The organism is Spirillospora sp. CA-142024, from assembly GCF_050942325.1.
Classification (GTDB): Bacteria; Actinomycetota; Actinomycetes; order Streptosporangiales; family Streptosporangiaceae; genus Spirillospora.
In genome coordinates, this window is sequence record NZ_CP192077.1 from 52,802 (window position 1) to 73,407 (window position 20,606).

At 70.8% G+C, this 20,606-nt stretch carries 21 protein-coding genes; 9 read left to right on the top strand and 12 right to left on the bottom strand.

The genetic code is table 11. The features are described 5' to 3' along the window. Window positions 1-7: 7 nt before the first annotated feature. From ACQPZP_RS00260 to ACQPZP_RS00280, 5 genes are all read right to left on the bottom strand, one after another. Window positions 8-1,174 (bottom strand): hypothetical protein, encoded by a 1,167-nt coding sequence (locus ACQPZP_RS00260; protein ID WP_433475582.1) that lies wholly within the window; start codon window positions 1,172-1,174, stop codon window positions 8-10. Further along, complete coding sequence (locus ACQPZP_RS00265; protein ID WP_433475583.1) at window positions 1,167-2,579, bottom strand: iron-containing redox enzyme family protein; 1,413 nt, start codon at window positions 2,577-2,579, stop codon at window positions 1,167-1,169. Before ACQPZP_RS00265 ends, ACQPZP_RS00260 begins: the two co-directional genes overlap by 8 nt. Further along, window positions 2,576-3,637, bottom strand: a complete 1,062-nt coding sequence (locus ACQPZP_RS00270; RefSeq protein WP_433475584.1) for a 50S ribosomal protein L11 methyltransferase — start codon at window positions 3,635-3,637, stop codon at window positions 2,576-2,578. Before ACQPZP_RS00270 ends, ACQPZP_RS00265 begins: the two co-directional genes overlap by 4 nt. Continuing rightward, window positions 3,634-4,002, bottom strand: a complete 369-nt coding sequence (locus ACQPZP_RS00275; RefSeq protein WP_433475585.1) for a Rieske (2Fe-2S) protein — start codon at window positions 4,000-4,002, stop codon at window positions 3,634-3,636. The genes ACQPZP_RS00270 and ACQPZP_RS00275 overlap by 4 nt, the downstream gene beginning before the upstream one ends. Window positions 4,003-4,118: 116 nt before the next feature. Continuing rightward, the gene (locus ACQPZP_RS00280) at window positions 4,119-5,507 is read right to left on the bottom strand and encodes an iron-containing redox enzyme family protein (RefSeq protein ID WP_433475586.1); all 1,389 of its coding nucleotides are present in this window, start codon (window positions 5,505-5,507) and stop codon (window positions 4,119-4,121) included. Window positions 5,508-6,038: 531 nt separating this feature from the next. Between ACQPZP_RS00280 and ACQPZP_RS00285 the strand changes: the two genes are divergently transcribed. Further along, the gene (locus ACQPZP_RS00285) at window positions 6,039-6,536 is read left to right on the top strand and encodes a hypothetical protein (protein WP_433475587.1); all 498 of its coding nucleotides are present in this window, start codon (window positions 6,039-6,041) and stop codon (window positions 6,534-6,536) included. A gap of 20 nt (window positions 6,537-6,556) precedes the next feature. Here ACQPZP_RS00285 and ACQPZP_RS00290 read toward each other — a convergent pair whose 3' ends face one another. Then, window positions 6,557-7,534, bottom strand: a complete 978-nt coding sequence (locus ACQPZP_RS00290) for a helix-turn-helix domain-containing protein (protein WP_433475588.1) — start codon at window positions 7,532-7,534, stop codon at window positions 6,557-6,559. A 96-nt stretch (window positions 7,535-7,630) separates the two neighbouring features. Here ACQPZP_RS00290 and ACQPZP_RS00295 point away from each other — a divergent pair, with 96 nt between their 5' ends. Both ACQPZP_RS00295 and ACQPZP_RS00300 read left to right on the top strand, forming a co-directional pair. Next, complete coding sequence (locus tag ACQPZP_RS00295) at window positions 7,631-8,164, top strand: rhodanese-like domain-containing protein (protein WP_433475589.1); 534 nt, start codon at window positions 7,631-7,633, stop codon at window positions 8,162-8,164. Window positions 8,165-8,332: 168 nt separating this feature from the next. Next, complete coding sequence (locus ACQPZP_RS00300) at window positions 8,333-9,832, top strand: DEAD/DEAH box helicase (protein ID WP_433475590.1); 1,500 nt, start codon at window positions 8,333-8,335, stop codon at window positions 9,830-9,832. Window positions 9,833-9,908: 76 nt separating this feature from the next. Here the strand turns inward: ACQPZP_RS00300 and ACQPZP_RS00305 are convergent, their stop codons facing one another. Further along, entirely contained in the window at window positions 9,909-10,715 is an 807-nt protein-coding gene (locus tag ACQPZP_RS00305) for an acyltransferase (RefSeq protein WP_433475591.1), read from the bottom strand. Window positions 10,716-10,821: 106 nt separating this feature from the next. Next, window positions 10,822-11,295 carry a hypothetical protein gene (locus ACQPZP_RS00310; protein ID WP_433475592.1) on the bottom strand — a complete coding sequence of 158 codons (474 nt, stop codon included), beginning with the start codon at window positions 11,293-11,295 and terminating at the stop codon, window positions 10,822-10,824. Between the two features lie 173 nt (window positions 11,296-11,468). Here ACQPZP_RS00310 and ACQPZP_RS00315 point away from each other — a divergent pair, with 173 nt between their 5' ends. Further along, window positions 11,469-11,993, top strand: coding sequence for a peptidylprolyl isomerase (locus tag ACQPZP_RS00315; RefSeq protein ID WP_433475593.1), 525 nt, complete (start codon window positions 11,469-11,471; stop codon window positions 11,991-11,993). A 60-nt stretch (window positions 11,994-12,053) separates the two neighbouring features. Further along, window positions 12,054-12,950: a rhomboid family intramembrane serine protease gene (locus ACQPZP_RS00320; protein ID WP_433475594.1), complete on the top strand. Its 897-nt coding sequence runs from the start codon at window positions 12,054-12,056 to the stop codon at window positions 12,948-12,950. Between the two features lie 121 nt (window positions 12,951-13,071). Here the strand turns inward: ACQPZP_RS00320 and ACQPZP_RS00325 are convergent, their stop codons facing one another. Then, window positions 13,072-13,329: a cell division protein CrgA gene (locus ACQPZP_RS00325; RefSeq protein WP_433475595.1), complete on the bottom strand. Its 258-nt coding sequence runs from the start codon at window positions 13,327-13,329 to the stop codon at window positions 13,072-13,074. Window positions 13,330-13,439: 110 nt separating this feature from the next. Here ACQPZP_RS00325 and ACQPZP_RS00330 point away from each other — a divergent pair, with 110 nt between their 5' ends. From ACQPZP_RS00330 to ACQPZP_RS00345, 4 genes are read left to right on the top strand one after another with little or no spacing between them, the layout of a single operon-like run. Continuing rightward, window positions 13,440-14,198 (top strand): DUF881 domain-containing protein, encoded by a 759-nt coding sequence (locus ACQPZP_RS00330; RefSeq protein WP_433475596.1) that lies wholly within the window; start codon window positions 13,440-13,442, stop codon window positions 14,196-14,198. 27 nt (window positions 14,199-14,225) lie between these two features. Beyond that, entirely contained in the window at window positions 14,226-14,870 is a 645-nt protein-coding gene (locus tag ACQPZP_RS00335; RefSeq protein ID WP_433475597.1) for a class E sortase, read from the top strand. 10 nt (window positions 14,871-14,880) lie between these two features. Continuing rightward, window positions 14,881-15,069: a hypothetical protein gene (locus ACQPZP_RS00340; RefSeq protein WP_433475598.1), complete on the top strand. Its 189-nt coding sequence runs from the start codon at window positions 14,881-14,883 to the stop codon at window positions 15,067-15,069. A gap of 6 nt (window positions 15,070-15,075) precedes the next feature. After that, the gene (locus tag ACQPZP_RS00345) at window positions 15,076-15,675 is read left to right on the top strand and encodes an anthranilate synthase component II (protein WP_433475599.1); all 600 of its coding nucleotides are present in this window, start codon (window positions 15,076-15,078) and stop codon (window positions 15,673-15,675) included. Between the two features lie 226 nt (window positions 15,676-15,901). On the opposite strand, the gene pknB is transcribed toward ACQPZP_RS00345, so the two are convergent. The 3 genes from pknB to ACQPZP_RS00360 are packed head-to-tail and all read right to left on the bottom strand — an operon-like array spanning window position 15,902 to window position 20,605. Then, window positions 15,902-17,716 (bottom strand): Stk1 family PASTA domain-containing Ser/Thr kinase, encoded by a 1,815-nt coding sequence (gene pknB, locus ACQPZP_RS00350; RefSeq protein WP_433475600.1) that lies wholly within the window; start codon window positions 17,714-17,716, stop codon window positions 15,902-15,904. A 22-nt stretch (window positions 17,717-17,738) separates the two neighbouring features. Further along, entirely contained in the window at window positions 17,739-19,127 is a 1,389-nt protein-coding gene (locus ACQPZP_RS00355; protein ID WP_433475601.1) for a serine/threonine-protein kinase, read from the bottom strand. Continuing rightward, window positions 19,124-20,605: a peptidoglycan D,D-transpeptidase FtsI family protein gene (locus ACQPZP_RS00360; protein ID WP_433475602.1), complete on the bottom strand. Its 1,482-nt coding sequence runs from the start codon at window positions 20,603-20,605 to the stop codon at window positions 19,124-19,126. The genes ACQPZP_RS00355 and ACQPZP_RS00360 overlap by 4 nt, the downstream gene beginning before the upstream one ends. Window position 20,606: the final 1 nt, after the last annotated feature.

Genomic DNA, 20,606 nt, shown 5'->3' on the forward strand with positions numbered 1-20,606 from the left:
CGCACGGTCACGACGCACCGGAACCGTGGCGTGAGGATCGACCGGTTCGCGACGGGGGTTCCAGGGGGTCGCCCCCCTGGGGGAAATAGTCTTCGAGACCGCCGCGGCGGCGGACGTCGAGGGTGGCGCAGTGGAAGCCGCCGCCGAACGTGTTGACCGTCCGGAACGGGACGGGGATGGGGGTGAAGCCCTCCTTCTCCAGCAGCCGGAGCAGTTCGGTCTCCTGGGCCTCGACGAAGATCCGGTCCTGGTCGAGCATCAGGGTGTTCATCGCGATCCAGCGGCTGCAGAAGTACATCGTCTGGTCGGCGGGGATGGCGGGCTCGGGGCAGATCAGCACGTCCCAGCCGGCGAACATCTCCGGCAGTTCCGGCACCCGCTCGGGGTTGATCAGCACCCGGCCGGGGCGCAGCGGGACGAACGTGGCGTTCAGGTGCATCGGGTGGTCGTCCATGAAGGCCACCTCGTGCACCCGGAACTCGTTGCCGAGCAGGCGCCGCACCCACTCGATGCCGAACCGGTTGGTGACGTGGCTGCGCTGGACGAGGATGTCCCGGCCGAATCGCATGAAGTCGCCCGCGTCGACGATCGGCTCGAACTCGGTGATGACGGACGTCGCGTCCGGGAACGGGTCGCCCGGGGACGGTGCCGCGGGTTTGGCGGCGGCGTAGCCGGGGTTGTAGGAGTCGTTCGTGAGCTGCGGTTTCGGCGCGGCGACCCAGCGGGCGCCGCGCCGGAAGTAGTCCTTGAAGATCGTCCGGAAGGGGTGGGTGGCGAAGTAGTACGACCGCCAGCCCATCGTCGCCTCGACGATCTGGTCGCCGGCGACCAGCGCGATGTCGCGGGGGAAGGTGTGCGACGACCCGCCGGTGGACGTCCAGTCGGCCGTCCCGAAGGAGCGGGACTGGTCGACCGGGTCGGGCCGCCGGACCGTGACCCCCTCGCCTTCGAGGATCGACACGAACCCTTCGAGTTCCTCGTGGGCCGCCTCGATCTGCTTCTGCGGGAAACCGCCGCCGCCGTTGCGGCGGTAGAAGTCCCAGGCCTCGGGCGGCACGGTCGCCTCGATCGCCGGGTGCCAGGGCGGGACGGCGGCGCCGTCGATGACGCCGACGATCACCTCTTCGAGCGGGTCCCACTCGGTGTACGAGCCGACGGGGGAGTTCTCAGCCATTCCGGGACGTCCTTTCGACGGTTCGCACGGTCACGCGGGCCTTGGGCGACGCGGCCTTCAGGCCGTGCAGGCGGCTGCGCGGCACCAGCAGCACGTCGCCGGTCCCGAGCCGGTGCGGGTTCTCGGTCGCCCACGCGTAGACGTCCACCTCGCCGGAGGTGACCTCGACGAGCCGGTCGGTCTCGTGCACGCCGGTGCAGAACGGGCTGTCGGGGCGAAGGGTGCTGGTCACGGCGTCGTCCATCGCCGCGGACGCCAGCGCGGCGCCCTGCTCGGTGTGCTCGGCGAGCGTGTCGGCCCAGGCGATCTGCGCGCGGAAGTCGGCGTCGCCGAGGCGCAGCAGCAGCTTGGTGTCCTCGATGCCGCGCACCAGCTCGGGGATCACCAGCTCGCCGTGCGTGCGGGCGAGGCCGAGCAGCAGGTTCTCGTAGGTCATCCGCCCGTGGTGGACGTCGATGTGGGCGTGCTCGTCGCAGTACTTGGCGTCCACCCGGTCGCCGTAGACGGCGCGGAGCATGGCGCCCGTGTCGGCGAACCCCTGTGCGAACAGCCACTCCAGGTAGGTCACCGCGGCCATGTAGCGGAACATGCCGCGATGGTCCTCGGTGAGCCAGTTGAAGTAGTTGACGCCGACCAGGGAGCTGGTCAGGTAGAAGTTCCAGTAGGCGTGCAGGTCGGTGCGCAGCCCGACGCTGGCCAGCATCTCCTTGAAGATCGTGCTGTGCTTGGCGCCGTAGACGCCGTACCCGAACTCGTCGTTGAAGATCTTGAACAGCTCGGACTGCTCGACCCCGTACGACCCGCCGAGGTTGCGCGCCATGGCGGACGCCTCGGTCAGCGCGTCCAGCGCGAGCTGGATGAGGTGCAGCGCCGCCGCGTCCTCCGCGGTCCGGCACTCGGTGATCGCCCGCATGGTGCCGGTCACCGGGGCGGCCGCGTCCACCGCCGGGTTGGCGCCGGACGCGTCGGCGGGCGCGCCCGCGCCTCCGACCTCGGCGAGGAAGTACGCCTGAAGCTCGTCCAGTGTCGTCACCGGCGGCACGGTGACGGCGTCGTCCAGGAAGGAGAACGCGTACCGCTCCAGGCCCGGCCGGACGGCGTCGCGCAGTGCCCGCACCTCGTCGCCGTAGAAGAGGTCGAAGTCGTCCTTCGCGGAGGCCAGCCCGGCGGCCGGCAGCAGGATCATGTCGCTCTCGTAGGCGTTGCAGAGCACGCGCCCGGCGGTGAGTTGCCCGCCGCCGAGGAACTCCGCCTCGGTCGCCGGTACCGAGAAGTCCCGGTCGGCGGCGCCGGGCGCGCCGATCGGACGCAGGAACGGGTTGTCGGCTATGAGGACGTCCGGTCCCGGCTGGAAGATCCGCTGTCCGCAGTACGCGGCGAGCGCGCTCGTCGTCGTGGTCGTCATGCCTCCACCTCGAACCCGGCGTCAACGTCGAAACGCACGCACTCACCGTCGTGGGACGCCTCCAGCACGACCGGCTCCCCCGACCGGACGTGCAGCGGGACGGGCAGGCACTGGATCGCCTGTTTCCAGTGCGAGCCGTGCCCGGGAGCGTTGTCGATCGTGATGCCCGGCAGCAGTTCCATCTCGAACCAGAACGCGATCGCGTGCAGCTTCCCCGCCGCCGTCGGGCGGACCCGCAGCTCGGCGCGCCGGGGCCGCGCGTCGGCGGTGTAGAAGTCGAAGTCGAACACCGGCAGCGGGTCGGAGAGCGTCCGGTGCTCGTGCCGGTGCAGCCGGGAGTCGAAGTACTCCAGCGTGGACAGCCGGTTGAACGGCGCCAGGTCGAACCCGTACAGCTTCCCGACGTGGTTCTTGCGGTGCAGCGGCTCGCTCTCGACGAGCTGCGCGATGATCCGTCCCCGCGACGGCATGATCGTCGCGTCCTGGGCGAGCAGATGCTCGCGGGCGTGCGCGATCGTGCCGAGGATGCCCTCGCCGAGCAGCCCGCAGTCGACGATCTCGGTGACGAGCACGCCGGCGCGCCGCGGCAGGTCCTCCGGAACCGTCATCCGGGTGGACATCTTCGACACGACGGAGACCGCGTCGTCGTACCCGGCGACCCGGACCACCCGCGACGTGGTCTCCGCGACGGACGGCTGTCCCTCGCACGCCACCACCTGCCGCGCCCCGGCCCGTGCCGCCATCATCGCCAGCAGGCCCGACCCGGCACCGATGTCGAGGACGAGCGCGTCCGGGGCGGCCGCCACCGCCTGCCGGATCGCCCGGTCGTAGAGTTCGGCGCGCTCCTCGTCGTGCAGCATCTCCCAGTGCCAGCGGGGAACGGCCCTGCGGACCGCCCGGTTCCGCCCGATCAGCGCCTCCTCGTTGTCGCGGTCGAGGCCGAGGATGAGCTCGAACGCCCGGGCGGCGTCCTCGTAACGCCCCTGATGGTGCAGGTCGCGTCCCCATCTGAGGAACTCGGCGAGCTTCGGCTCGTCGCGGGTGTCGGTGGTCTTCATCGGCACTCGGCCCCCTCGGCGTGGTGGGTCGGGTCGGGCGGCAGGTTGGCGAGGATCTCCTTGCGGATGACCGACACGGGGGCGCCGTCGCCGTCCGGAAGCACGACGACGGCCTCGTCCCCGCTGCGCACCATCGGCAGGCAGGACCGCTTCACCGCCGCGACGCCGACCCGGGTGCCGTGCCATGGGCAGCTCAGCCGCCGCCCGTCGGGGGTGCGGCGGGCGAGGCTCAGCGGGCCGCCCCGGTGCGGGCAGTGGTCGCGGACGATCAGCGCCCGCCCGTCCGTGTGCAGGACGAAGTAGCGGTCGTGTCCGACCATCACGGTGTTGTGCCGGCTCAGATCCATCACGATGACGCGTGCCATCGGCTCCTCTTGTCGTTCGGGCGCGGCCGGTGACGGGCGGGGACGGCACAGGGCATGGCGCGGGCAGTCGGGGTGGGGCGTGACGGGACCCGGGAGCGTTGAGGGAGCGGGACGTGTCAGCCGGGGGCCGCGGTGTGGAGCAGGCAGACGGTCTCGGACGCCGCCGGCCGCACCCCGTAGAGCCGCCCGGCGGGGATCAGCACGACGTCGCCGCGGGCCATCCGCTCGGGCGGCCCGGTCGGAGTGGTGACGAGGTCGGCCTCGCCGCGCTCGATCTCCAGGACCACGGCGTCGTCATGGTTGCGGGTGCCGAACGGGGTTTCGGGTGTCAGGACGATCCGCCGCGGCGCGCCCTCGGTCCGCGTGCCGCCGGCGAGTTCCCGGGCCCGGGCGAGCCCGTCCGACCAGCGGATCTGGGCCGCCGTGTCCCCCTCGAACCAGCCGCCGATCAGCCGCGCCTCGGCGACGCCGCGCAGCAGCTCGGGGACGACCCGCGGCCCGTGCCGCCCGGCCAGGGCCAGCAGCACCTGCTCGCGGGTGATGCGCCCGTGGTGCTCGTCGATATGCGCGTGCTCGTCGCAGTAATGCAGATCGACGGTATCGCCGAATATGTCCCGGAAGACCTTCACCATTTCCACGAAGGCGGGCGCGAACACCGCCTCCGCATAGGTGACGGCGCCCGCGTAGCGGAAGAATTTCACATGGTCGCGGGACAGGTAGTAATAGTAGTTGTTCGTCGCCAGCGGACCGGCCAGATACAAGTTCCAGTACGCGTGGACATGGGTCGCCATCGCGCGGCTGCGCAGCATTTTGGCGAAGATCGTGGTGTGCTTGGACTCGTAGACCCCGTAGCCGAACTCGTCGATGAATATCTTGAACAGGGCCGACTGTTCGGGGCCGTAGGCGCCGGCGAGGTTGCGCGACATGGCGGACGCCTCGGTCAGCCCGTCCAGTGCCAGCTGCACCAGGTACAGGTCGGCGGCGCGCTCCCTGTCGCGGGCGTTCGCGATGGCGGCCAGCGCGGGCGACGGCCCGGCCGCGGCCTCGTCCACCACATGCTGGAAGTAGGCGTCCAGCACGTCGGGGGTGGCGGCGCCGCTGACGTCGACCGCGTCGTCCAGGCAGCCGAACGCGAAACGTTCCAGTTCTGAGAGGGAACCTTCCCGGATTTCTTTCAGCTCTCGCCCGTAGAAGAGGTCGAAGTCTTCGTACAACCCGTCGAGGCCCTGTTCGGGAAGCAGCACCGTCTCGGACTCGTAGAAGGTGCCGAGTAACCGGTGTGCGGCGAGGGAGCGGTGAGTGGACCAGTCGCCGGGCCCCGGCGGCCGGTCGAAGTCCGGCTCGGCCAGCGAGCCGGGGACGAGCATCCGGCGGTAGGGGTTGGGTCCGTGGAGTACCTGGGCGTCACCACGGAACAGCGGGCTGCCGGCGAACGCCAGAATCCGCTTTCCCAGGGTGCCGCCGACTTCTTTGTCGGCAGGAGATGCCTGTGGTTGGACTGTCATTGACTTGTACCGTTCACCTTACTACTTCTGGGGTCGGGTGTAGCTGAAGGTGTGCGTGGCCGATTGTGTCGGCCTGGATCACAAGAACGGCTTTATTTGTTGTGTGTCAGGACAATCGTTGCGGAGCGAACTTGACCTCTCACATGCAGTGAAAGGCGCCGTTTACCCGGCCGCCGGGCAGATTAACAAAGGGCTTCTGGGTGATCAACGATGGAGCGGGAACCTTGTCCGGCACCGGCCTGGCTCCGGGCCCTCTCGCGTAGTTCCGGTCCGGACCGAAACGATCATGGAGACATCTCGCCCGGTCGGCCGTCCCGTCCCAGCCCCGCCCGCAGCCCGTCCGTGCTGACCTCGCCTCCGATGTCCCCGGGCCGTGCTCGCACCCACGGCGTCGAGGGCGCCACACTCGCTTGACAGGGAGTAGATGCATCGGTCAGGACAAGGTTCGGGGGACTTCTCGGACGGCTGACCGTATCCGGCCGCCGACCTCGTCCTTCGGCCCGCTAACGTCCTCAGCGTCCACTCCGGAGCATGGGGGGTGATCTCGTGGGCGTGCTGTGCGACTACTTCCGGGCACCCGACCGGTCCACGGCCCTGGCGTTCGTCGACGACCTGTTCACGGCGGCCGAGGCGCATCCCGACGCCGAGGCGGTCGACCTGAAGGGCATCGACCCGGTCGTCATCCTGGGGAAGCTCGTGACGCTGCTGTCGGGCCGCCCTTACGAAGAGATGATGGTGTCGGGGGACATCCCCGTCGACCACATCCCCGGCCCCGAACTGCTGACCCCGGAAGACGGCGACGTGTTCCTCGTGGAGCTGGACGTGTCCGTCCGGGACACCCTCGCGGGCGCGACCGAGGCCACCCTGGACGACGTCGCCTTCGTCTGGGCGAACATCGAGGAGTTCATCGGCTGGCGCGACACCTGGAACGAGGCTGACGAGTTGCGTCCCGTCATCGACGCGCTCGTGGGGATCGCACGCCGGGCGCGCGCCGCCGACCAGATGCTCTACTGCCTCATCTGCCCCTGATCCGCTCGCGGGCCGGGCGATCAGATGGTGACGCGGAAGGTGCGCCTGTAGGCGGACGGCGATGTCCTCATCGCCCGGGCGAAATGGTGCCGGAACGTCACGGGGCTCTCGAATCCGACGGCCGCCCCGATCTCCTCGATCGGTGCCGCGCCGTCCTCCAGCAGCGGCAGGGACGCCAGGACCCGCTGCCGGATCACCCAGCGGACCGGGCTCGTCCCGGTCTGCCGGTTGAAGCGCCGGATGAAGGTGCGGGGCGCCAGGCGCGCCTCGCGGGACATCCGCGCGACCGTGATCGGCTCGGCGAGATGGGCGAGCGCCCAGGCCATGGCGCGTGCGACCGGGTCGTCCTCCCCCGGCGGGCTCACGGCGGCCTCCACGAACTGCGCCTGGCCGCCGTCCCGGTGCGGGGGGACGACGAGACGGCGCGCCACCGCGTTGGCGACCCGCGCGCCGTGGTCCTTGCGGACGAGATGCAGGCACATGTCGAGCCCGGCGGCGCTGCCCGCACCGGTGAGCACGTCGTCACCGTCCACATAGAGGACGTCCGGCGTCACGCGGACCTTCGGATAGCGGCGCCGCAGCAGGCCCGCGTACCGCCAGTGCGTGGTGGCCGCGCGTCCGTCCAGCAGGCCGGCGGCGGCGAGGGCGAACGCGCCCGAGCAGATGGACACGACCCGCGCGCCGCGCCCGTGCGCCTCCCGCAGCGCCGCGACGACCTCGGGCGGCGGCTCGCTCCGGACGTCGGGAACGGCGACGACCAGCACGGTGTCCGCTGACGCGAACGCGTCCAGCCCGTGCTCCGCGGTCATCGTGAAGCCGCCGACGGCGCGCATCGGGCCGCGTTCCGGCGAGCACACGCGCAGGTCGTACCAGGGGACGTCCAGCTCGGGCCGCGGCAGGCCGAACACCTCGACGACCGTGCCCAGTTCGAACGGCGCCATGCCGTCGAACGCGAGCACCGACACCGTGTGCCGGCGGGACGGGGGAGCGGCGAACATGGCGAGATCTTAGCGGTATCGGGCATTCACGCCACTCCCGGCCGACGATCCCTCATACAAGGATCGATCCGATCTCTCATCAACGAGGAGCCCGCGATGACCACCGTTCCCGCCGCCCCCGCCGACTCTGTCGCGAAGGCCGTCACCACCGTCGGCGCTGCGGACGCTCTGCCGGCCGTCCTCGCCGTTCCCGCGGCCGACGCCGCTGCAGCGCGTCGGCACTTCGCCGCCCGCCTGGCCTTCGAGACCGACGTGTCGGACGTCGCCGCGGACCTGGCCGCAGGGGGCTCCGGCATTGTGGTCGTCGACACCCGGAGCGCCGAGAGCTGGGCGCAGGGCCATGTCCAGGGCGCGGTCCACCTGCCGACCGCCGGAATCGCCGAGCGCGCCGAGGCGTTGATCCCCCAGAACGTGACCGTCGTCGTCTACTGCTGGGGTCCGGGGTGCAACGGCGCGCAGAAGGCGGCACTGGAGTTCGCGAAGCTCGGCCGTCCGGTGAAGGAGATGATCGGCGGGTTCGAGTACTGGGCGCGCGAAGGATTCCCTGTGGAAAACGGTGACGGTGTCGTCACGCGCCGTTCGCCCGACCCGCTCACAGCCCCCGTCACGGGCATCTCGTGTGCCTGCTGAGGACGAGATGACGAATGTTCCCTCTGAGACGGGGCATAAGGACGTCCCTTGGCGACGTTAGACTCTAGGAATCACTCTTCGGCGCCGCCCTTGGCGTCAGGCTCGTCCTTGCAGCCCACGCAAACCGTGGTGCCTCCCGAGACGTGCCCCCCTCTCGGAAGGTAATGCGTGACCACAGCTGCCGCTGCACAGAACCCGTCCATGCCCGCCACCGCGGACGAGGAGCGGGTTCCCACCTTCGCCGAGCTCGGCCTCCCGGCCGCGCTGGTGAGCGCCCTGGGCCGCCAGGGCATCGAGGCCCCGTTCCCGATCCAGGCCGCCGCCATCCCCGACGTCATGGCCGGGCGCGACGTTCTCGGGCGCGGAAAGACCGGCTCCGGCAAGACCCTCGCGTTCGGCCTGCCGCTGCTCGCCCGCCTCTCCGGCCGCAAGGCCGCCCCCAAGCGTCCGCTGGCGCTGATCCTCGTCCCGACCCGCGAACTCGCCCAGCAGGTCCAGAACAACCTGGAGCCGCTCGGCCGCGGGCTCGGGCTCCGCTTCAAGACCGTCATCGGCCAGACCTCGATGTTCAAGCAGATCGACGCGCTGCGCCGCGGCGTCGAGGTCCTCGTCGCCACCCCGGGCCGGCTCAAGGACCTGATGCGGCAGGGCGCCTGCGACCTGTCCGACATCGAGATCGCCGTGCTGGACGAGGCCGACCACATGGCCGACATGGGCTTCCTGCCCGACGTCACCGACATCCTGGACGCCGCCAAGCCCGGCGGGCAGCGCCTCCTCTTCTCCGCCACCCTCGACAAGGACGTGGACGTCCTGGTCAAGCGGTACCTGAACGACCCGGTCACGCACGCGATCGGCCCGGTGGACGAGTCCGTCGACACGATGGAGCACCACCTCCTCCTGGTCGCGCCCAAGGAGAAGAGCGCGATCACCGCCGAGATCGCCAACCGCGAGGGCCGGACGATCCTGTTCGCCCGCACCAAGCACGGCGTCGACCGGCTCGCCAAGCAGCTCGTCCAGGCCGGTGTCCGTGCGGCGGGCCTGCACGGCGGCAAGAGCCAGGGCCTGCGCACCCGCACCCTCGCCGAGTTCCGCGAGGGCTCCATCAGCGTCCTCGTCGCCACCGACGTCGCCGCCCGCGGCATCCACGTGGACGACGTGTCCCTCGTCATGCACGTCGACCCGCCCGCCGACCACAAGGACTACATGCACCGCGCGGGCCGCACCGCCCGCGCCGGTGAGCGCGGCACGGTCGTCACGCTCGTCCTGCCGCACCAGGTCCGCTCGACGTCCGCGATGACGCGCCGCGCCGGGATCAACGCGCCGCGCATCCGGGTGAGCAGCGGCGACGCCGAACTGGTCAAGCTGACCGGCGCCCGCACGCCGTCCGGCATCCCGATCGAGGGTCCGATCATCCCCGAGCGCCCGCGCCGCGAGGGCGGCGGACGCGGCCGTCCGGGCGGCGGCCGGCGCGGCCGCGGCCCCCGTTCCTTCGACCGCGGGGACGGCGGCGGCCGGCGCCGCGAGGGCGACGGCGGCCGGGGGGAGCACCGCTCCTACTCGTCCGGCGACCGCCGTGGCGGAGGCCCCCGCACCGGCGGCGGCTCCCACGGCAACCGGAGGGGTGGCCAGTTCAACGGCAACGACCGCCGGGCGGCCCGCTACAACTGATCCACACCTCGCCGGCTCGCGGCGTGTCGCTCCTCATGCGGTTGCGTATGAGGGCCATACGCCGCGAGTCGACGCGTTAGCCGGCCTCTTCGCTGAGGACGTCGTCGTCGCCGGTGGTGCCGGCGCGGAGTTTGTCCTGGAGGATCTGCAGGCCCTCCAGTCCGTCCACCGAGAGGGCGGCCAGTTCGTCCAGGGACATGAGGGGGTTGGTGCGGAGGGGCGGCTGCCAGCCGTTCTCCTTGTCGTGGCTCCGCAGGATCTTCGCGGGGACGCCGCCGATGACCGAGTGGTCGGGGAACTCACCGCGGACGACCGCGCCGCCCGCGACCGCCACGTTCCGGCCGAGCCGCGTGCCGGGCAGGATGATCGCGCCGGTGCCGATCCAGCAGCCGTCGCCGATCACGACCGGGTTGTTCTCCGGCCACTGCCGCCCGATCGGGGTGTGCAGGTCGCCGTAGGTGTGGTTCTGGTCGGTGATGTAGACGTTCGGTCCGGTGAAGACGTCGTCGCCGATGTCGATGGACTGGTGGCCGACGATGTGGGTGCCGCGGCCGAGCGAGCAGCTCGCGCCGATCCGGACGATGACGTCGGGCCCGAGGTCCAGGCCGGGAACGAACCCGGCGGAGATCGTGACGTGCGTGCCGACGAGGGTGTGGTCGCCGATCGAGATCCACGGCTCGCCGTAGATCGCGCCGACCGGGAAGCCGATGCACGCGCCCTCGCCCAGGTAGGCGAACCTGCGGCGGCCCGGCGTGTGCGGAGTGATCTCCCCGTGCCGCTGGATCCACGCCCAGGCGCGGTGCACGGCCGTGTGCACGCCCTGACGCGCCCGCCGCCGCGCGCGGGCCGCCAGCACCTGCCCGATGGAGCGTTTCGGCGACATGGCGTTCACCGTACCGGGTGGTAGCAACCCCCGTCGCGCGGTCCGCCGCCCGCGCCGTGGCACGGCGAAGGCCCGGCGCGGACGCCGGGCCTTCCCCTGTTCGTGCTCAGTGCGGCGAGCGGACCTGACCGTCCACATCGGCGCCCGTGACCGTCATGGAGTCGGCCGAGGTGGCGTCCTCCACGTGCTCACCGGAACCCTTGGTCAGATCGCGGATGACGCCGCGCCGGGTCGCCACCACGCCGGCCACGCCGACGGCCGCGACGGCCCCCATCATCGCCATGAGGGCGCCGCGCCCGGGCTTCGCCGACTTCGGCGGCTCCACCCGTCCGGCGACATCGCTCAGGAACGTGCTCACCCGCGGGGCGATCCCGGTCTCCACGTACCGGGCCGCCCGCCGGAGCCTCGGTGCGCTCCAGCCGCGGGCGATCATCATGCGCTCGCCCGCGATGGGCGCGACCCGCCCCGCCGCGTTCGAGGCGCCCTGCCGGCACACGTCGGCGCCCTGGCGGGCCGCCTCCTGGACGCGGCCGAACCGCGTGCGAACCAGGTCCTGCGGCTTCCGGCGGATACTGATCATTAGGGACACGCTAACCTCCCTGTTTGCGAGGTCCTGTCAGGCAGCCTTCCCACCGAACGGGAGGTAAACCCCGTGAGCGTGGTCGTATGTTCACTCAGAGTGGCGTATTCGGGCATGGCCGGGACCGCGCGGTACAGGCGTCACAGAACCCATCTCATGAGGAGGCGGCCAGCGTGGCCAACGAGATCTTCGCGACGTTCAACACGTCGCTCGGCAAGATCGTGTTCCAGCTCTACCCGGAGCAGGCGCCGGAGACGGTGGCGAACTTCGTCGAGCTGGCGGAGGGCAACCGCACCTGGACGGACCCGCGTACCGGCCAGAAGTCGGACACGCCGCTCTACGACGGCACGATCTTCCACCGCATCATCGACCAGTTCATGATCCAGGGCGGCGACCCGCTGGGCACCGGCACCGGCGGCCCGGGCTACCAGTTCAAGGACGAGTTCCACCCCGACCTGAAGTTCAACCGCCCGTACCTGCTGGCGATGGCGAACGCGGGGCCCGGGACCAACGGGTCCCAGTTCTTCATCACGCTGAGTGTCGCCCACACCCAGCACCTGACCGGCCGGCACACCATCTTCGGCAAGGTCATCGAGGGCACCGACGTCGTCGACCGGATCGGCAAGGTCCCGACCGGCCGGGCGGACCGCCCGCAGGAGGACGTCGTCCTCCAGTCGGTGACGATCGAACGCCGTTAGACGTTTCCACAGTGAGACCCCGCGACGGGTGAGACCACGCATCGGCCCACGGAGCGCCAGATGAGCTCAGACCACAGTCCCGCCCCCGAGACCTCGGTGCCGACCTGCTATCGGCATCCGGGGCGGGAGACGTATGTGCGCTGCACCCGGTGCGACCGCTCCATCTGCCCGGAGTGCATGCGGGACGCGGCGGTGGGGCACCAGTGCCCGGAGTGCGTCGCCGAGGGCAACCGCGGGGTCCGCGGGGCGGTCCCCCGGACGGCCCTCGGCGCGCGCGGCTCCACGTCGGCGACGCCGGTCGTCACGTACACGCTCATCGGCGCGTGCGTGGCGGCGTATCTCGCCGAGCTGGCGTCCTGGCGGGTCGTCTGGGACTTCATGATGCTCGGCCGAGGCGTGCTGCCCGGCGGCGAGCTCGGCGGGGTCGCCGAGGGCGAGTGGTACCGGCTGTTCACCACGATGTTCCTGCACCAGCGCGGCGGGACGTTCGGCATCACCCACATCCTGTTCAACATGTGGGCGCTGTGGGCCGTCGGTCCCGCGCTGGAGCAGGTGCTCGGACGCTGGCGCTATCTCGCCCTCTACCTGCTGTCCGGGCTGGGCGGCTCGGTGCTGCTGTACCTCGTCGGCTCCCCGGGCGACTCGGCGGTCGGCGCGTCCGGCGCCATCTTCGGGCTGTTCGGGGCGTACTTCGTGATCGGCCGCAGGCTCGGCGGGCCGGTCGGCCCCATCGTGGTGCTGCTGGTGCTCAACCTGGTGATCACGTTCTCCGTGCCGGGCATCTCCTGGCAGGGGCACGTCGGCGGGCTCGTGGTGGGCGCGGCACTGGCCGCGGCCTACGCGTACGCCCCTGCCGCGCGGCGGAGCCTGTTCCACATCGGCGCACCGCTGGTCACGCTGGCGCTGCTCGCGGCGCTGGTGATGGTCAGGACGGCGGAGCTCAGCCCGTCGATGTAGCCGCGGTCGCGGACGCCGCCCGCGTGCGGCGGCGTCCGCACCCCGGCGGCTGTGGAAACCGGCTGTGGAAAACCTGGGGAAACGCGGGGTGGAGGATCCTCAACCTGTGGAAAACTCGCGGTCAGCGCCAGCGGGTCGACAGGATCACACCGAGGATGATGGCGGTGAAGCCGATCCCCAGGTTCCAGTTGTGCAGGTCGGTCATGTACGGCACGTCCGTGCCGGTGCTGGCCGTCACGTAGAAGACAGCGATCCAGATCAGGCCGATGAGCCACAGCCCGACCATCGTGGGCACGAGCCAGCGCGGGCTGACCTCGGGTGCCTTGGACCTCTGCGGCGGCGTGTAAACGGCCTTCTTGCGCACTTTGGACTTGGCCACGGTGGGATCGATCTCCTCGGGCGTCCGGCGGCCGGAGCGCCGGTCCGCGCATGGGTGGTTTGTCGGTTAGCGTAGTCGCTGGTGAGCACTGTCCGATGAGCAGATTCTCGATGAGCAGCGTACGGCGTCCAGCGTGGGGAAGCATCATCCCAGTTCTCACGCTCCTCGCGGGAACCCTGTTCGCGGCGAGCGCGAGCACGGCCCGCGGCACGAGCCTGCGCGAGCAGGGCCGTACCAGGATCACCGAGCTCATCACCGCGGAACAGCGCCGGGGCCGTCAGGAACGCGCCGAGTACCGGCGGCTCCGTCACCAGGTCGACGGTATCTCCCGGGAGGCCGGACGTCACGACGCCCGGGTGAAAAAGGCGCAGGAGGAGGCGGACCGGCTGGCGGCCGCGGCCGGCTTCACCCCTTTCACCGGACGGGCCGTGCGCGTCACGCTGGACGACGCGCCCCAGCCCGGGCCGGGCGACCACCTTCCCCGCGGCGTCCGCCCGGACGACCTCGTCGTCCACCAGGGGGACGTCCAGGCCGTCGTCAACGCGTTGTGGGCGGGCGGCGCCCGCGCCATGCAGATCATGGACCAGCGGGTGATCTCCACCAGCGCCGTGCGGTGCGTGGGCAATACGCTGATCCTGCAGGGCGTCGTGTACTCCCCGCCGTTCCGGATCACCGCCGCCGGCGACCCGGACCGGCTGCGCACGGCGCTCGGCGCGTCCCGCGAGATCGCGGTCTACCGCGAGTACGTCCGCGAGTACGGGCTCGGATACGCCGTGCGGACCGTGGAACGCGCCACGTTGCCGCCCTACACCGGCAACGTGACCATGAAGCACGCTACGGTGCCGGCGGAGCCGCCCGAGGGCGGCTAGACCCCCGTCGGCAGAGGAGGACGCGCGGTGCGGACGGTGATCCGTGGCATGGGTGAACTGTGCATCACCGCCGGGCTGATCCTCATGCTGTTCGTGACGTACGAGCTGTGGGGCACCGGCCAGTACACGAAGGGCGCGCAGGACCGCCTCGGCGACGAGATGCTGAAGAACTGGCGGGCCGCCAAGGTCACCACCGAGCGGGTGAAGCTCGGCAAGGGACTCGCCATGATCCGCATCCCCCGGTTCGGGAAGGACTACCACTTCGTCGTGATCGAGGGCGTCGACCGCGCCGACCTGCGCAAGGGCCCCGGCCACTACCCGGGCACCGCGCTGCCCGGCCAGATCGGCAACTTCGTGGTCTCCGGGCACCGGACGACCTACTCCGCGCCGTTCAACCGGCTCGGCGAACTCGACCGCGGCGACAAGGTCCTCATCGACACCCGCGACGAGCAGTACGTCTATACGGTCACCGACCGCAGGATCGTGAAGCCGTCGGCGACGGAGGTGACCGATCCGGTCCCGTTCCACCCGAAGCGGCGGCCGACCGAGCGGCTCATCACCCTCACCACCTGCCACCCGAAGTACTCCGCCGCGAAACGAATGATCGTCTTCGGTGAGCTGGCCGAGGCGCGGCCCCGCGCGGAGTCCGCCCAGCAGGCCGCCGGAAAGTAGGAGGTGTTCCGTGTACGCCTGGATCTGGCGCCGGCTGCCCGGCACCTGGCAGACCAAGACCGGCACCGCGCTCGGCGTGATCCTCGTGATCGCCGCCGTCCTCTGGTACGTGGTGTTCCCGTGGGTCGAGCCCAAGGTCCAGTTCGACCACGGCGTCGTGCAGAACCCGGCGCCGTCCGGCTCGGCCACCCCGGGCTGATCCGCCATGCGCGTCCTCGTCGTCGACAACCACGACAGCTTCGTCTTCAACATCGTCCAGTACCTGCTGGAACTCGGCGCCGACTGCGTGGTCAGGGACCGCTCGGACGTCGCCGTCCGGGACGCCGCCGGTGCCGACGGCGTCCTGCTGAGCCCCGGGCCCGGGCATCCCGCCGACGCCGGGGTGTGCCTCGACCTCGTCGGGGACGCCGAACGCCGCGCCGTCCCGCTGCTCGGCGTCTGCCTCGGCCACCAGGTGATCGCCCACGTGCACGGCGCGACGGTCGGCCGGGCGCCCGAGATCGTCCACGGCTCCACGAGCGAGATCCACCATGACGGCGCGGGCGTCTTCCGGGGCCTGCCGGCACCGTTCGCCGCGACCCGCTACCACTCGCTCGCCGTCGACCCAGCGACCGTCCCGGACGTCCTCGACGTGACCGCACGCACCCCCGACGGCGTCATCATGGGGCTGCGCCACCGCACCCGCCCCATCGAAGGCGTCCAGTTCCATCCGGAGTCGGTCCTCTCGGAAGCCGGGCACCGCCTCCTCCAGAACTGGCTCACCGGCGCCGCCCACGACCCGCACACGCCGGCACAGGCCACCTGACCGCTCCGGCGGTCCAGGAAGCCCGTCCGGAAAAATTTCGGTTGAAATCCGTAACGTCTCATGACGACGTGACGAAGACCATAACGAGGGCTTCCGCCATTGCCCCCGAGTGGCGGAAGCCCTCTTCGCTTGCCCACACCCGACCCACACGGCGTGTCGGCACCATCGCGACGAAAGCACATGGCCCCGCCTTCCGGCCGGAAGGCGGGGCCATGTGCGCGGACGATCAGCCCTGGTCGTTGCCTGGGAAGCCCGGGAAGCCGGGTGTGGGCGTGGTGCCGGGGCTGGGGGGCGGCGACTGGGTCTGCGGCTGCTCCGCCACGAAGATCGTCACCGTGTCACCCGGCGCGACCGTCGCGTCCGGGCCGGGCTGCTGGTCATAGACCAGGCCGGGCGCGACCTGCTTGTCCGGCGGCGGCGCGCCCTTCTGCACGTTGCACTTCAGGCCGAGGCCCTGCAGCTTCCCGCACGCGGCCCGCTGGCTGTTGTTGAACAGGTTCGGCACCTTCAGGTTCGTCGGGCCGTTCGACACCTTCACCGTGACGGTCGAGTTCTTCGGCGCCTTCGAGCCGCCGGGAGGGTTGGTGCTGATCACGCTGAGCCGCGGGACGGTGTCGCTCGACTCGACCCGCTTCTCGACCTCGAACCCGCGTTCCTCAAGGATCTTCTTGGCCGCCGCGTACGGCTGGTTGGTCACGTCCGGGACCTCGACCTCCGTGGGCGGCTTCTTGCCCTTGGAGACCAGCAGCGTCACCGTGGCGCCCTTGGCCGCGTTCGTGCCGGGCTGCGGGTCCGAGCTGATGACGTACCCGCGGCGGACGTCGTCGTTGTAGTCCGTCTTCGCCTCGCCGACCTTGAAGCCCAGCTTGGTGAGCTGCGCCGTCGCGTCCGTCTGCGAGACGTTGACGATGCTCTTCGGAACCGCGACCTGAGAGTCCTTGTCCTTGCCGCTCATCATGAGGCCGATGAGCGCCGCGCCGCCGATGAACAGCACGGCGAGGCCCACCCACAGTGCCGCCTTCTTGCCGCCGCCTCCGCGTCCCTGGTCATCGTCGTCGTACCGGACCGGCGGCAGGCCGTACCCGTCGTCGGCCGGACGCCGCACCTGCGTGTGCGCCGGGCCGCCGTACCCGCCCATCACCTGCGTGCCCTGCGGCTGCCCGCCCATCAGCATCGTGGACGCCGCCGTCGACGCCACGGGCTGCCCCTGCAGGACGCGCTGGATCTCCTGCCGGAACTCCGTCGCGTTCTGGTAGCGGTGGTCGGCCTCCTTCGCCATCGCCTTCAGCACCATCGCGTCGGCCCACTGCGGGATCTGCGGGTCCACCTGCGACGGCGGTACCGGCTCCTCCCGGACGTGCTGGTAGGCGATCGCGACCGGGGAGTCGCCGGTGAACGGCGGCTTGCCGGTGAGCAGCTCGTACAGGACGCAGCCCGTCGAGTAGATGTCGCTGCGGGCGTCCACCCGTTCGCCGCGGGCCTGCTCGGGCGACAGGTACTGGGCGGTGCCGATCACCTGGGCGGTCTGCGTCATGGTGGCCGCCGAGTCGGCCATGGCCCGGGCGATGCCGAAGTCCATGACCTTGACCTCGTGCTGCCGGGTGAGCATCACGTTGGCCGGCTTGATGTCGCGGTGCACGATCCCGCCGCGGTGGCTGTAGTCCAGCGCCCGCAGGATCCCGTCCGTGATCTCCAGGGCCTTGTCCGGAAGCAGCGCGCGGTTCTCCCTCAGCAGGTCGCGCAGCGTGCTCCCGTCCACGTACTCCATGACGATGTACGGGATCGGGGTGTCGCCGATCATGTCCTCGCCGGTGTCGTACACCGCGATGACCGAGGGGTGGTTCAGCGACGCGGCCGACTGGGCCTCGCGCCGGAACCGGGCCTGGAACGTGGGATCACGGGCCAGGTCGGACCGCAGCGTCTTGATTGCGACGATGCGATCGAGGCGCAGATCTCGGGCACGGTAGACCTCGGCCATGCCGCCCCGCCCGATCACCGTATCGAGCTCGTAGCGGCCGCCGAGCAGCCGAGGTTGACTCATATGTGCACTTTCCCTCGTACGTCTACACCTTGTCTCCTGAACCTAGCCCCCCGTCCTCTGCGGGAGGGGGATCCGGGCTCGGAGTTGACGGAGTCGTGGTGCTCTCCGTCGGGATGGGTGTCGGCTCAGGGGCGGTGGGAGTCGCCCGGGGCGGATTCGTGGATGGCTTACGTGAAGGGGACGCCTCGTACGCCCCACGCGTTGACGGACGGATCCTATGTGTCCGATGCCGTGGAGGGACAGCCGGCCTCTCCCTGCTTCGTGCCTTCCGCCTTGGCGGGACGGTGCCGGGACTCGCCGCCGGGTCTTCGACGATCTCGCCTCCGGCCGGCCGGGTGGCAGGAGCGGCGGGCGGATCCCGCTCGTCCTTGCCGGAGCCGGCGAAGGCGAGCCCTTTCCACAGGGAGCCGACGACGATGACGCAGACCAGCAGTACGGCGGCCACCGACGCGAACGCCAGTGCCGGGCGCCGTTGCCCGGGCGCTGACCCGTTGGTGAGGTTATCCGGCACCCGGCCGTCGTCAAATTCCGACATCTCGGACGGCCGCGGAGCGGTGCGATCCCCGTCGGTCGAGGAGGGCCTCGCGTGGCCTGTGGCCAGGGACGCCCGGATCCCCAGCGCCCGGGCGGCGACCGTCTCCGCGTCGGCCGGACGGTTCCGCGGCTCCTTCGCCAGCATCTCCATGATCAGCTCACGGGCGGCGGCCGGAACCCGGCGCGGCAGCTCGGCGGGCGCGTCCCGGACGTGCTTGAGCGCCACCTCCACCGGCGTGGGCCCGTCGAACGGCGGTGCCCCCGTCAGGCACTCGTAGGCCACCACGCCCAGCGAGTAGAGGTCCGCCGCCGGGGACAGCTCATGGCCCTGCGCCTGCTCCGGCGAGATGTAGTGCGCCGTCCCCATGACCATTCCGGTCTGGGTCTGCGACGCCGCCGCCAGCCGCCGGGCGATCCCGAAGTCGGTGATCTTCAGGGTGCCGTCCGGGGAAACCATCAGGTTCGCCGGCTTGACGTCCCGGTGCACGATCCCGGCCTCGTGCGCGACCGTCAGCGCCCGCCCCGCCTGCACGACCAGGTCGAGGACGGCCTCCAGCGGCAGCCCGCCGTCGCGCGCCAGGATCTCGTCCAGCGGCTCGCCCGGCACCAGCTCCATCACCAGGAACGTCCGGCCGGCCTGCTCGCCGTAGTCGAACGCCCGCGCGATCCCCGGATGCCGCAGCTCCGCCGCGAACCGCGCCTCCGATTCGAACCGGCCCCGCGCCCGCATGTCCGACCCGAGCTCCAGCCGGAGCAGCTTCACCGCCACCGGCCGGCCGGCGGCCTCGTCGTCCGCGCGCCAGACCTCGCCCATCCCGCCGATCGCCAGCCGCTCCAGCAGCCGGTACCGGTCGTTCAGGACGAGGCCCGTGCTCACTTCTGCAGGACCTTAGCCATGATCGCCCCCGCGATGGGGCCGGCGTTGGCGGCGCCGGAGCCCGGGGCCTCGGTCATCACCGCGAACGCGTACTTCGGGTTCTGCGTCGGGCTGAACCCGACGAACCAGTTGGCGTTCGGGTTGCCCGGCCCCTGCTCGGCGGTACCGGTCTTGCCGGCGATCCGCATGCCCTGGAGGTTCTTCGCGGTGCCCTCGGAGACCACCGCGCGCATCATGTCCTCCAGCTGGTCGGCCTGGTCGCCGGTCATCGCCTCGCCGAACTCCTTCGGGGAGGCGTTGTACAGCTCACTCTGGTCCTTGGCACGGACCTTCTGCACCACGTACGGGTTCATGATCTTGCCGCCGTTGGCGATCGAGCACGCGACCATCGCCATCTGCAGCGGGGTGGCCCGCACGTTCTCCTGGCCGATGCCGGACCGGGCCGTCCCGTCCTTGCCGGTCGGGATGGTGTTGCCCTTGGCGTCCTTGACCGACACCGGGATGTCGCTCTCCGCCGCGTACATGTCGGGCTCCAGCTGGACGTGCTTGCCGAACCCGAACGGCTCGGCGCCCTGGTGCAGCTCCTCGATGCCCAGGTCCAGCGCCATCTTCGCGAACGAGGTGTTGCAGGACTCGGCGAACGCGCCCCGCAGCGGCGCCGAACCGGCGCAGCTGCCGCTGTCGTGCGAGTTCGGCAGCGGACGGCCCGACTCCGGCAGGATCAGCTGCCCGGTGTTCACCGTCGACGAGCTGTTGAGGCCGAGCTTCTGCATACCGATCGCCGACACCACGGCCTTGAACGACGAACCGGGCGGGAACGTCTGGCTCATGGCGTTGTCGACCAGCGGCTTGACGACGCCGTCGCCCTTGTCCAGCTCCTCCAGCCGCTTCCCGCCCTTCTCACCGGTCTGCGGCGCGACCTCGTTCGGGTCGAACGACGGCCACGACGCCGCCACCTTCACCGCGCCCGTCTCCACGTCGATCACCACGGCGCCGCCGCGGCGGCCCGGCGCCGTCCGCGCCTTCAGCTGCTCGTACGCGGTCCGCTGCGCCTGCGGGTCGATCGTCAGCTCGACGTTCGCTCCCTCGGCCTTCTTGCCGATGAAGGTGTCGAACCAGCGCTGCTGCGTGATCCGCTTGTCCTTGCCGCCGAGCAGCGAGTTGTAGGCCCGCTCGACCTGCGTGGCGTTCCCGTTGAAGTACCCCGTGACCGGCGCGAAGATCGCCCCGTCCTTGTAGGTGCGGCCGTACTTCGGGTTGTCCTTGCCGGTCTCCTTCGACGTCACCAGCACCTCGCCGCCCGCGGAGATCTGGCCGCGCGGCGAGTTGAAGACGTCGGCGTACTGCCGGCTGTTGTTGGAGTCGGTCCGCAGATCTTCCGCCTCGCTGCCCTGGACGTAGTTGATCTGCGCCATCAGCCCGAAGAACAGCAGCAGCGCGAAGATCGCCACCCGCCGGACCGGCTTGTCCATATTCATG